The organism is Novispirillum itersonii subsp. itersonii ATCC 12639 (genome assembly GCF_000381985.1).
Lineage (GTDB): Bacteria > Pseudomonadota > Alphaproteobacteria > Rhodospirillales > Rhodospirillaceae > Novispirillum > Novispirillum itersonii.
On sequence record NZ_KB907338.1, the window covers coordinates 243690 to 255818 of the forward strand.

General features: G+C 65.7%; 11 protein-coding genes. 6 read left to right on the plus strand and 5 right to left on the minus strand.

The window, feature by feature from the left end; genetic code table 11:
- Positions 1-7: 7 nt before the first annotated feature.
- Positions 8-1006 carry an efflux RND transporter periplasmic adaptor subunit gene (locus G365_RS0104420; protein WP_019644296.1) on the minus strand — a complete coding sequence of 333 codons (999 nt, stop codon included), beginning with the start codon at positions 1004-1006 and terminating at the stop codon, positions 8-10.
- A 77-nt stretch (positions 1007-1083) separates the two neighbouring features.
- Between G365_RS0104420 and G365_RS0104425 the strand changes: the two genes are divergently transcribed.
- The 4 genes from G365_RS0104425 (at position 1084) to G365_RS0104440 (ending at position 3530) form a co-directional block, all read left to right on the plus strand.
- Complete coding sequence (locus G365_RS0104425; RefSeq protein ID WP_019644297.1) at positions 1084-1401, plus strand: ArsR/SmtB family transcription factor; 318 nt, start codon at positions 1084-1086, stop codon at positions 1399-1401.
- A 118-nt stretch (positions 1402-1519) separates the two neighbouring features.
- Positions 1520-1726, plus strand: coding sequence for a YgaP family membrane protein (locus tag G365_RS0104430; RefSeq protein ID WP_026345091.1), 207 nt, complete (start codon positions 1520-1522; stop codon positions 1724-1726).
- Positions 1727-1836: 110 nt separating this feature from the next.
- Positions 1837-2580: an SDR family NAD(P)-dependent oxidoreductase gene (locus tag G365_RS0104435; RefSeq protein WP_019644299.1), complete on the plus strand. Its 744-nt coding sequence runs from the start codon at positions 1837-1839 to the stop codon at positions 2578-2580.
- A 236-nt stretch (positions 2581-2816) separates the two neighbouring features.
- The gene (locus tag G365_RS0104440; RefSeq protein WP_019644300.1) at positions 2817-3530 is read left to right on the plus strand and encodes a substrate-binding periplasmic protein; all 714 of its coding nucleotides are present in this window, start codon (positions 2817-2819) and stop codon (positions 3528-3530) included.
- A 27-nt stretch (positions 3531-3557) separates the two neighbouring features.
- Here the strand turns inward: G365_RS0104440 and G365_RS20320 are convergent, their stop codons facing one another.
- Positions 3558-3818, minus strand: a complete 261-nt coding sequence (locus G365_RS20320; RefSeq protein WP_019644301.1) for a DUF2061 domain-containing protein — start codon at positions 3816-3818, stop codon at positions 3558-3560.
- A 266-nt stretch (positions 3819-4084) separates the two neighbouring features.
- Here G365_RS20320 and G365_RS0104450 point away from each other — a divergent pair, with 266 nt between their 5' ends.
- Entirely contained in the window at positions 4085-5500 is a 1416-nt protein-coding gene (locus tag G365_RS0104450) for an FAD-binding oxidoreductase (RefSeq protein ID WP_019644302.1), read from the plus strand.
- A 330-nt stretch (positions 5501-5830) separates the two neighbouring features.
- Positions 5831-7513 carry a methyl-accepting chemotaxis protein gene (locus G365_RS0104455; RefSeq protein ID WP_019644303.1) on the plus strand — a complete coding sequence of 561 codons (1683 nt, stop codon included), beginning with the start codon at positions 5831-5833 and terminating at the stop codon, positions 7511-7513.
- Between the two features lie 91 nt (positions 7514-7604).
- Here G365_RS0104455 and G365_RS0104460 read toward each other — a convergent pair whose 3' ends face one another.
- The 3 genes from G365_RS0104460 to G365_RS0104470 form a co-directional block, all read right to left on the minus strand.
- Positions 7605-8849 carry an MFS transporter gene (locus G365_RS0104460; protein WP_019644304.1) on the minus strand — a complete coding sequence of 415 codons (1245 nt, stop codon included), beginning with the start codon at positions 8847-8849 and terminating at the stop codon, positions 7605-7607.
- Positions 8849-10942, minus strand: a complete 2094-nt coding sequence (locus G365_RS20325) for a TonB-dependent receptor (protein ID WP_019644305.1) — start codon at positions 10940-10942, stop codon at positions 8849-8851. Before G365_RS20325 ends, G365_RS0104460 begins: the two co-directional genes overlap by 1 nt.
- A gap of 156 nt (positions 10943-11098) precedes the next feature.
- A complete protein-coding gene (locus G365_RS0104470) occupies positions 11099-12106 on the minus strand; it encodes a helix-turn-helix transcriptional regulator (protein ID WP_019644306.1) in 1008 nt (335 codons plus the stop codon).
- Between the last annotated feature and the right edge of the window lie 23 nt (positions 12107-12129).

Genomic DNA, 12129 nt, shown 5'->3' on the forward strand with positions numbered 1-12129 from the left:
CTCCGGCTCAGGGTGTCTGCAGGGTGTCGCCGTCGCGCAGGCCGGAGAGGATTTCCACCATCTCCCCCTGCTGCGGGTCGTTGCTGCGGTTGCCGGTCTGCACCGGCACCTCGCGGCCTGCCGGGTGGGCGGGGTCGGACAGGGTGGCGAAGGTGACGCCAAAGCGCACGGTCAGGAACCGCACCGGCACCCGCAGCGTGTCGCGCTCTCCGGTCGGCAGCCACACCATCGCCCGTTCGCCGACAAAATAGGTGCCAAGGCCATCCACCTGCACATCGGCCTTCACCCGGCCTTCGGTCAGGCGCGGATAAACCTTGGAAACGGTGCCGAGGGCAGGGGGGCTGGCGGCGGGGTCAAGGCCCCGGTCGCCGACCCGCACGGTGGTTCCGGCGGTCAGGAAGCGGGCGTGGCGCTCCGGCACCTCAAGGCGCAGCAGATACCGTCCGGTGGCGACGGTGGCGATTGCCTCGCCCGGCATCACCACCGATCCGGGGATCACTTTGACCTCCAGCACCCGCCCGGCCCCGGGGGATAGCACCTCGCCTTCCGCCGTGGTGGCGTCCACCACCTGCCGCTCCGCCAGTTGCCCGGCGATGGTGCGGTCCAGCACCTCTAGCGCCGTCCGGGCCTGATCCAGCCGCGCCTTCGGGGTTGCCCCCTGTGCGTACAGCTCCTGCGCCCGGGCCAGTTCGGTGGCGGCCTGCGCCCGTTCCGCCCGCAGCGAGGCCACCTGCGCCTCGGCCGCGGTGCGCTTCAGCAGCAGTTTGGCGTCGCCGACCACCGCCAGCACCTGCCGGGCCTGCACGCTGTCGCCTTCATCGGCATGGACCGCCGCCACCGTGCCGCTGATGCGGGCGCGGGCGACCTGAGTGTCGGCGCTGACCACGGTGGCGTACACCGCCTTTTCATCCGGCAGGGACTGGGTGCGGACGGTCAGCGTTTCCGCTGCCGCCGGGGTGGCGGTCAGCAGGGCCAGCAGGGCCAGAACGGGAAGGGTGCGGGGCATGGGGGATCTCGGCGGGAAAAGAGGGGGGGAGTGGATCAGTGTTGACTAATATATCAAGGTAAACTAAATTAGCAATTATGAATACTGATTCACTGCACCACCGGGCGGTCGAAGCCGCAACCCTGCTGCGGGCGCTGGCGAACGAGCGGCGGCTGATGATCCTCTGCGTTCTGACCGGCGGGGAGCACTGTGTCGGCGCGCTGGAGCGACGGATCGGCATCTCGCAGTCTGCGCTATCGCAGCATCTGGCGGTGCTGCGCCAGCAGGGGGTGGTTAAGACCCGGCGCGACGGACTGACCATCTATTATGCGCTGGCCGGGGCGGAGGTTGAGGCCATTCTGCGGACCCTCAGCGATCTGTACTGCCCGGTGTCGCCCGGTGACCCCGGGGCCTGAAAGGATCCAAGGGTTGCTCTTATGGTTATCCACAGGCTTTTTCACAGGTTTCCCAGAGAGTTTCATTAAGTTTTCTCTGATTTTATCCACAGACCGTCTGACTGCACTGGAGCATCCCGTGTCCCTCGACCGCGTTATCATGGCTTTTGCCGGAACCGTTATTCTGGCGTCTCTGGCGCTTTATGCCTTTGCCGGGCTTGGCTGGGCGATCTACATCACTGCCTTTGTCGGCCTGAACATGCTGCAGGCCGCTTTCACCGGCTTCTGTCCGCTGGCGATTGTGCTGAAAAAGATCGGGGTAAAGCCGGGGTGTGCTTTTTCCTGATACATGATGCATCATTTCTGGCACAATCAGCGGCACCCCCTTGGCGGCGGCCCTCGGCCGCCGTAAGTATGGTGTCCCCCGACCGCTGACCAGAGACTGAGATCATCATCATGACCCGTACCGCGCCCAAGACTGTCGTTATCACCGGCACCAGCCGGGGCATCGGGCAGGTGACTGCCCTGCGTTTCATGAAGGAAGGCTGGCGGGTTATCTCCTGCGCCCGCGGGCCGCTGCCCGATGATCTGATGCGGGATGACAACTGGCAGCATCATATTCAGGTCGATCTGGGGGCCGGGGATGCGGTGGATGTGCTGATCCGCGAGGTGAAGGCGATCCTGAACGGGGATCCGCTGCATGCCCTGATCAACAATGCCGGGGTTTCGCCGAAGACCCCGTTCAAGGAACGGCTGGGGATTCTCAACGGCCCGATTGACGGCTGGCGGGCGGTGTTCGAGCTTAACTTCTTTACCCCGCTGCGGCTGGCCCGCGGGTTTGCCGCTGACCTGCACAAAGGCAAGGGGGCGATCATCAATATCACCTCCATCGCCGGGCATTACGTCCATCCCTTCGCCGGATCCGCCTATTCCACCAGCAAGGCGGCTCTGTCCGGCCTGACCCGCGAAATGGCGGCGGAGCTGGCGCAGCTGGGGGTGCGCGTCAACGCCATCGCCCCGGGTGAGATCAAGACGGAAATGATCTCGCCCGAATACGAGGCGCTGATCCCGCGCATTCCGCTGGACCGGATGGGCACCCCGGACGATGTCGCCGCCTGCGCCTTCCGCCTGTGTTCTGACGAGTTCGGCTATATCACGGGGTCCGAGGTGTTCGTTACCGGCGGGCAGCATCTTTATTGACGCAAACGGGCGGAACAGTCCGTCTTATCTCCCTAAAAAATCGAATCAAATTTGCGTCAAAGGCTGGCGGAGAATTCCCTTAACTTTTACAGTGTCTCTCTGGCTGCGGGGGCAGCCTGTACCAGAACATCCCGGACAGGGAGATGGGGGAGGGACCGGATATGGCGCGACAATCGCCTGTGACGCCAGTGTCCCGGCTGAGGATGCCGTGGCTGTGGCATACTATAGCGGCAGGGATGACACTGATCCTGATGGCCGGGGCGGGGGCCGTTGCAGCCGGGGCGGCGGAAACTTCTCCGGCCCCGGTGTTTGCCTGCAATGACTTTCCGCCGCACAAGCTGGCGGTGCCGGTCGATGGTCACCGGGGATATGACATCGACATTCTGACAGAGGCGCTGGCGTCACAGGGCATCGCCCCGGAGACCGTCTTCTACCCGTGGCAACGCGCCCTGCAGATGGCTGAAGGCGGGCGGGTGGATGGCCTGTGTTCCTGCTCTTTCCGGCCGGAGCGGGCAGAGACCCTGCTGTTTTCAGAAAGCATCGGTGACGTGGGGATCGGCCTGTTCAGCCGGATTTACCGGGCGTCGCAGCCGCTGACGATAGAGAATCTGCGCGGCCTGAGTGTCGGCGTGGTGCGCGGATACAGTCTGGCGGAAGACCTGAAGAACACCGGCGCTGTGGTGGTTGACGTCTCTTCCGACGATACCGGCCTGCGGATGCTGGAACAGGGCCGGATTGATGCCTATTACGGCTACCGTGACACGGTGCGCTATCTGTCACGCGGCGACCGTACCGCGCTGGCCTATGTCGTGGTGCGCTCGTCGCCCTATTACATCTGTGTCAGCCGGGGCCGCCCGGGGGCGGCAGCCCTGCTGGACCAGATCAACCGGGGGATCCTGTCCCTGATGCAGCAGGGCACTCTGGACCGCTTCCGCGAGCCGTACCGCTGACGGCAGGGTTCAGGCCCGGCGGATCGGTCAGACCGCCTTGTCCGGGACCGGGGCAAAAGGGGTTTCGCTCATCCGGCTGTGGCCGTGGCCGTCCCACAGGGTACTGGCTTTCGGTGAGGCACGGTTCCAGATCTTTTCATGGAAGTAGAACACCACGGTGTTGACCGTCGGCTCCAGCAGGGCGACGCCGGTGGCGATGGTCAGTGACCCGGTCAGCAGGTAGGTGATGGTGAAGCCCACGCCGAAGTGCAGGGTGGCGAAGGTCAGGGTCTTGGCGATGTCGCGCATGGGGGCCTCCGTCGGGGTGGGGAGCGGGCGGGGTGGAGAATGGGATATCAAGTGCGAATGATTATTAGTTACAGTATTTTTTGACTCTCGGCAAGGGCGGAGACAATGAGTAAATCCGCACTGTATAATCGCCTTTGTCGATTGTTTGGCTGCGGGCTTGTATCGGCTGCGGGCTGGGGGTAGGAAAGAGCCAGACAGCCATGCGCGCAGGCTATGGTAAGGCCAGCGCGATCCCCGTTCCCCCTGTAGCTGGAGGGCTCCCCCCCGTGCCGATCACCGATGCTTTTCTGGCCACCCTGCGCTCCATCGTTGGCGACAAAGCCGTTCTGACCGATGGCGGCGATCTTGATCCGCACCTGCGGGAAGAGCGCGGCCTGTATCGCGGACAGGCCACTGTGGCGGTGAAACCGGCAACCACGGAAGAAGTGGCGGCGGTGGTCAAAGCCTGTGCGGCGGAAGGGGTCAGCATTGTGCCGCAGGGGGGCAACACCGGCCTGTGCGGCGGCGCGGTCTCTGATGCCGGGCAGGTGATTCTCAGCCTGTCGCGGATGAACCGGATCCGGGCCATCAATCCCATCGACTTCACCATCACGGTCGAGGCCGGGGTGATTCTGGAAGAGGTGCAGACCGCCGCGCTGGAGGCTGACCGCTTCTTCCCGCTGGCGCTGGGGGCGCAGGGCTCCTGCCAGATCGGTGGCAATCTGGCCACCAACGCCGGGGGGCTGAACGTGCTGCGGTATGGCAACACCCGTGACCTGTGTCTGGGGCTGGAAGTGGTGCTGGCCGACGGCACGGTGTGGAATGGCCTGAAAGCGCTGGGTAAGGACAACACCGGCTTTGCCCTGAAGCACCTGTTCATCGGCGGTGAAGGGGCGCTGGGCGTCATCACTGCGGCGGTGATGAAGCTGTATCCACGCCCGCTGGAAAAGCAGACCGCCCTGTGTGCGGTCGATGATGTGGCGCAGGTTCCGGCCCTGCTGGCGCTGGCCCGCGCCATGTCCGGCGATCAGGTCTCGGCGTTTGAGCTGGTGGCCCGTTTTGGTCTGGAGCTGGCCTGCCGCCATCTGGATGGGGTGTCTGATCCGTTTGAGGGGCAGCATCCGTGGTATGTGCTGGCGGAGTTTTCTTCGACCCGTGCGGGCACTGACCTGCGCGCGGTGTTTGAAGGCTTCCTTGAGACCGCGTTTGAGCAGGGGATCATCTCTGATGCGGTGATTGCTGAAAGCGGTCAGCAGGAAGCCTCGTTCTGGCGGATGCGTGAAGGCCTGCCGGAAGCGCAGAAGCACGAAGGCGCGTCGATCAAGCATGACGTCGCGGTGCCGGTGGCCCGTGTGCCGGAATTCCTTGACCGCGCCATCGCCGGGGTGACAGCGGCCCTGCCGGGGTTGCGCCCGTGCCCGTTCGGCCATGTCGGTGACGGCAACATCCACTTCAACCTGACCCAGCCGGAGGGCATGGACCCCAAGGCTTATCTGGCCCATTGGGAAGAAATGAACCGGATCGTCCACGACATTGTGGTTGATATGGGCGGCTCAATCTCCGCCGAGCACGGGGTCGGTCGTCTGAAGGTGGATGAGATCATCCATTACAAGAGCGCGGCGGAAATCGAGGTGATGCGGAAGGTGAAGGCGGCGCTGGACCCGCACAACCTGCTGAATCCCGGTGTGGTGGTACGCCTCTGACCGGATCATCCTGATTCTTTGATTCTGACCTTTTGAAACGGGGCCGGATGTGGGGAAACCTGCGTCCGGCCTTTTTGATTCCGGGCGGTCGATTCGGGAAAACTGTCCGATCACGGACTGTATTTTCCATATGGTGGAATATGATAGGGCTGGGCGATCCCCTTTTTTAGAAATGTTGAATTTTTTGGTGCATAAATATGCAAAACATAACTTCTGATTGTTTTTCTTGGCGCTTGCTGATCCGAGACGTATCGTGCTGAGAACGTGTGGCAGCTGTCGGACAATTGCGCCGGGGCGTCAGCGTTGCCGAAAATGCATTCGGGGGGTCGGATGATTAAAAACAGTAAAATTTCCACCAAGCTGCTGCTGCTGGCGGTGCTGGGTATTTTTGGTGTGGGAGCAGTGACCCTTCTCGGGCTGCTGAACCTGCGGCAGACGATGGAAGCGGAGCGGCACCGGGCTGTTCAGCAGGTGGTCGAGACCGCGGTCTCGGTGGCGGCCTATTACCATAAACAGGCACAGGATGGGGCGCTGTCGGCTGAAGAGGCCAAGAGCCGGGCGGCAGCGGTGATCCGGGCCTATCGCTACGCGCAGGGCGACTACCTGTTTGTTTATAACACGGCGGGGGTCACGGAAATCCACGGCACCCGTAAGGATCTGGAAGGCAAGCAGCGCCTTGAGGAAAAGGACGCCACCGGCTTCGCCTTCATCCGCCATCAGATTGAAAATGCCAAAAAAGGGGGTGGTTTCACCACCTACCGCTTCACCAAGCCGGGCGGTGGCGAGGTGCTGTTTGAAAAGGTTTCTTACGAAACCCTGTTTGCCCCATGGGACTGGGTGATTGCCTCCGGCGTTTACGTTGACGACATTGACATTGCCTTCCGGGCGGTGGTCGTGCGGGCGGCGTTGGTGCTGGCCGTGCTGCTGGCGGTGATGATCGGGGCATCCCTGCTGCTCAGCCGGGTGATTTCAACCCCGATCCGCCGGATGGCGGGCGCGATGCGGGCGCTGGCCGGGGGGGACCTGTCTATTTCGGTCCCGGCGCTTGATCACCGTGATGAGATCGGTGAAATGGCGGCGGCGGTGGAGATCTTCCGGGAAAATGCCCGCGAGCGGCAGGCCCTGTCCACTGCGGCACAGGCCGATGCGCTGGCCCGTGAACAGCGCAGCCAGCAGCTGGAGCATCTGCTGCAGACTTTTGACCGCGATGTGTCGCAGGTTCTCGAGACGGTGACCTCAGCCTCCACCGAGCTGGAGGCGACGGCCCGCACCCTGTCCGGGACTGCGGAACAGTCTGCCCAGAATGCCACCTCGGCGGCAACGGCGACGGAGCAGGCCTCGATGAATGTGAAAAGCGTTGCCGTCGCCTCTGATGAGCTGGCAGCGTCGATCACGCATATCGCTGAACGGGCCGGACAGTCGCAGGCGGTGGCGGAACGGGCCACGGCGGCGGCAGACCGGACCGAACAGACGGTGCGGACGCTGGTGGAAGCCACCGGTCATATCAGCCAGATCATTGGCCTGATTGAGACGGTTGCCAGCCAGACCAATCTGTTGGCCCTGAATGCGACCATCGAGGCCGCCCGGGCCGGAGAGGCCGGTAAGGGCTTTGCCGTGGTGGCGAATGAGGTGAAAAGCCTCGCCAACCAGACCTCGCACGCCACCGCAGAGATCTCAACCCAGATCGCGGCGATGGAAGCGGCTTCGACGCAGGTGGCGGAAGCCATCCGCGAGATTGTCGGGGTGATCGGCGAGGTCAATGCGCTGGCCGGGGATATTTCCGATGCCGTCTCGCAGCAGGGCGAGGCCACGCGGGAGATTGCCCGGAATGTCACCGAGGCGGCACAGGGCACGCAGGAGGTGGCGGAAAGTGTCATCCACGTCACTGTCGGGGCGCAGGAAACCGGGGAAAGCGCCGGTCAGCTGCTGTCTGCCGCCGGGGAGCTGTCGCGCCAGTCAGAGAAGATGCGTGGGCAGATCACCGACTTCTTCGCCCGGGCCCGGGCGCTGTAACAGGTCCTGTATTGTCGTTGAAAAAAACCGCCGCTCCGGGCCTCCGGGGCGGCGGTTCTGTTTTGGAAAGCCCCATGCCGGGGGACGGGGATTAGGACGGACGGCTGCCGGACAGGGCACGGACGGAGACAACCAGCAGCAGGCAGAACAGGCACAGCAGGGCCGCGCAGACAAAGGTGCGGCTGTATCCGGCGTATCCGGCCAGAGCGGCCCCGCCGCTGCCGCACAGAATGGCGACGGTCACGCTGGCGGACTGGAACAGGGCAAAGTCCGTGGCCGCCCGCTGCTGGTCACTCAGCGCCATCAGGCGGGTGTAGAGGGCGACAAATCCGGCGGAGACCGCCGCCGTCCCGCCGAGGACCGTTGCCGCAACCGCCCACGGGCTGTTTCCGGCCAGCGGACCGCCCGGCATCAGCGCCGCCAGCAGCAGGAAGCAGGCCGCCTGTCCCGGCAGGATGGCGGCCATGGCCCGGCGGGCCCGGCCCTGCCGCGACAGGCCCCAGCCTGCCGCTGTTCCGGTCAGGGCGGCAATCAGGGTGGCCGGGCCGGTGACCAGACTCACCTGTTCCAGCGACAGGCCGCTGTCGACCAGCACCGGGCCGGTCAGGGCCAGCGTGATCCGGCCCCCGGCCTCGAAGCACAGGGTCAGCAGCAGACCGGCCTGCACGTTCCGGCAGGTCAGGGCCTGCCACAGGCTGCCCCGCCGCTGTCCCTCCGCCGGGGGAGGCAGGGGATCCCCGGCGGGCAGCAGCCGCGTGGACAGGCCGGAGGCCAGCAGCAGGGCGGCGATGACCAGCACCGCCCCGGCCCAGCCGGTCCAGCCGGACAGCAGGGTGAATAGGCCGCTGCCAAGAGCGGTTCCGGCATAGCCCCCGGCAATCTGCACCGTGCTGCCATCCTGCCGCCGCCGCTCGGGAAGGGTGCGGATCAGCAGGGCGTCGCAGGCGGTGTCCACGGTTGCCGCCAGCAGGGCGGTCAGCGCCAGCACCGTCAGCAGCAGCGGGACGGCGGCGGCCAGACCGGTGTTCCCGCCGGGCAGAAAGGCCAGCCCGCCAATCAGCCCGGCGGGCAGAACCGATCCTACGGTCAGGATCCGCCGGGTCCGCCGGGGTGTGATCCAGGGCGCCCACAGGGCCTTCAGGGCCCACGGTGCCATGATCAGCGAGATCAGGCCGATCTGTTCCACCGGCACCCCGCCGCTGCGCAGCACGGTGGGGATGCCGACGAAAGACAGGCCACCGATAATCCCCTGCGCCGTATACAGGGCTGCGGCCACGGTCAGGGTGCGGGCGAGGGCGGGGGTGTCAGCCGTGTTCAGCCCGGCGTCGGCCCCCATCAGAAGGTGACCCCGCCCTTGATGCCGACCACCCGGCCTTCGCCGAGGCTGCTGTAGGTGGTGCCGCCGTTGAAGCTGTAGGTGCGGTACTGGCGGTCGGTGAGGTTTTCGGCAAACAGGCTGACGGTGGCCCCGGAGTCCAGCGCCAGATCCTGTGACAGGTCGAACAGGGCGTATCCGCCCTGTGCCATCGTGTTGGCCGGGTCAAAATAGGTCCGCGAGGCATAGCGGGTTGCCCCGCGCACGCTCAGGTCCCCCGGCAGGCCGGTGGCTGGCAGGAAGTAGGTGGCCGAGGCGTTGAGCAGGAGATCCGGGGCATAGGGCAGGCGTTTGTCGGCGTAATCGGCATTGCTGACCGGATCGGTAGCGCTGGTGAAGGTGGACCGGCCGACGGTGCCGCCGAAGGTCAGCCGCAGGGAGTCCACCGGGCGGACCACGGTATCAAACTCCAGCCCGACGCTGCGGGACTCGCCCATGTTGCGCAGGGTCTGGAACGAGGATCCGGCGACATTGACGTAGATCTGCTTGTCCTCGGCCTCGATCCAGTAGGCGGTGGTGCTGACCTCCACCCGGTTGCCGGCGAAGTGACCGGTCCAGCCAATTTCGGCGTTGGTCGAGGTCTCGGGGGAATAGGGCCGGGCATCGGCGGCGCTGGTGATGGTGTGGTTGAAGCCGCCGGGCTTGTAACCCTGACTGAGCTGGGCATGCAGGCGGTGATCCGGCGTCACCTGCCATCCGGCGGCCAGCTTGGGCGTCACCGCGTCAAAGTCGGCGCTGTTGCTGAAGGACAGGGCCGGGTAGGCCGCCATCAGGCCATTGGCCCGGGTGGCCTCGGTCTTGGCCTGATCGTAGGAATAGCGGACCCCGGCGGTCAGGTCGACGGTGGGGGTCAGGTGATAGGTGCCTTCCCCGAAGGCAGCGGTGCCGGTGGTTGTGACCGAGGAGTCGGAGGCCCCGACCACCCCGCCGAAGTAGGGGCCGGTCTGACGGTCGAAATCGGTCTGTCCGGCATAGAGGCCGACCACCCCGTTGTAGCGGTCACCGGTAAGGGCGTAGCGCAGTTCCTGCGACAGGGTCTTCTGCTGTTCCGGCTGATACAGGCCATAGGCGAAGCGGTCGAGGTCGCGGTCCTGATAGGCGGTGATGCTGCTGATGGTGCCGGGGCCGACCCGGTAGTCGGCGTTCAGGGCCAGACTGGTCAGGGTCTTGTGGCTGCGGGGATGGGCGTAGACGGCGCTGTTGGTGCTGCGGCGGTGGATGTCGCTGACGACCACCTCCTCGTTGCTGTTCTCCTCAATCCGGCTGGCGCTGAGGGCAAGATCGAGCGGGCCGCCCTGCGGGGCGAAGCGCAGGCGGGCGCGGGCATCGCGGTTCTGGCGGTCATCGACCGAGGACCCGCCGGTGGCGGCATCATCAATGGTGCCGTCCCGCCACGATCCACCCAGAGACAGATCCCCGTACAGCCGCCCCGGATCCAGCACCTGCGTGGTGCTGATGCGACTGTCCTGCCCGGCGGTGGACAGTCCGGCGCTGACGGTGGTGCGGGCGCTGTCCGGGCGGCGGGTGATGATGTTGATCACCCCGCCATAGGCCCCGGCACCGTAAAGGCTGCCTTGCGGGCCTTTCAGGAGTTCCACGCGGTCCACATCGGTCAGGGCCTGCGACAGGGTGGCGGGATCCTGCGGAACGCCGTCGACGTACACCTGCACCGCCGGATTATAGAAATCCGGGGAGGACATGCCGCGGATGCTGATGTTGGCATAGGTGCTGCTGCCCCGGGCGCTGATGTGCAGGCCGGGGAAGACCTTTTCGAGGTCGGTGATGGTTCTGACCCCGGCTTCCTCCAGATCCGCACCGCTGCGGACAAGGACCGAGGAATCGGTGGCGCCGCTGGCCTGCGGGCGCTTGTTGGCGGTGACGGTCACGGTCGGCAGGCTGGCTGGGTCGGCGGCCTGCGCCGGGGCGGGCAGCCCAAGCAGGGCGGCCATGGTAACGCCGGCGGTCACGGTAGCTCTGGCGGTTACGGTACCGCTGGCGGCCACGGTACCGCTGGCAGAAAGTGCCAGTCCCTGTTTCATCCGGTCCTGTTTCATCGGGGCAGATCCTTGTCATGGCTGTCTGTGCCGCAAGGCCTAGCAAGCCAGTCCCCCGGTCGGCCAACGGGATCAGGTCTGTACCGGTGGGGATCCGCACTAAAAATGACAATGAGAGGCGGTTGCACTCGCGCCGGGGGTGGCGGACGGGAAACCCTATCTGCCGGTGGCGGCGTAACGGCTGGGGGATACCCCGTAGTAGCGGCGGAAGATCTTGGCAAAATGGGCCGGATTGGCATAGCCGACCGCCAGCGCGATTTCGGTGACCGAGGCCTCGCCCGCCGCCAGACGACGGGCCGCGTCCTTCATCCGCAGTTCCTGCACCGTGGCATAGACGGAATTACCGAACAGGCTGCGGAAGCCCTGCTTCAGCTTGTTTTCATTCAGGCCGACCTGCCGGGCCAGCTCCCGCAGCGGCGGCGGATTCTCCAGATCCGCCGACAGCAGGGCATAGGCGGTCTGAAGGCGGCTGCGGTCCCGCCCGGACAGGGGGGGGCCACCCGGCGTCTCTTTCGGCGGGGCCGGGTCGGTCATCAGCCCGCTGAGGGCCAGCGACAGAACCTCAAAGGCCCGGGCCTCCAGCAGCAGGCGGGCACTGGCCCCCTGCGTCGGGGCGGCCAGCAGGCGTTCCGCCAGCAGGCGCAGGTCGGCGGGCAGCGGGCGGTAGGTGAATTCCACGCTGGTTCCGGCCGGGAAGCGGACCGCATCGGGGGTTGGGGGGATGACCGTGGCCGCCGGGGTCAGCAGGGGGCGGAAATAGGCATCCTCGAAACGGAAATCGACCAGCCGGATCCGGGTTCCGGCCGGGACCGAGAAGCCCCCCCGGGCGGCCCCGGCGGAGGTCATCACCGACAGGGTGCCCGGTTGCAGCGGGTAGCGGTGGCTGTCCCCGTCCAGCCAGGTAAAGCCTGCTGCCTCAAGGATCAGGCCGATGTGCAGGCCGCTGCCGCATTCCTTTTCGCCGGACAGGTCCTGCACCGTTGTCATGTCCCGCAGCATCACCAGCAGGCCGGGGCGCAGCCACAGGCTTTCATCCCGCCCGGCGATGGCGGCCCCGCCGTGGCGGATGGCCTCGTGGTGATGCAGGGGGGCAGGGGCCGAGGTCTGCTGAAGGGTCGGGGACAGGGGGAAGGTGGAAACGCTGTTCATATCCGGCGGGTCCATGCAGTCAGTCCGGGAAAGGGGCC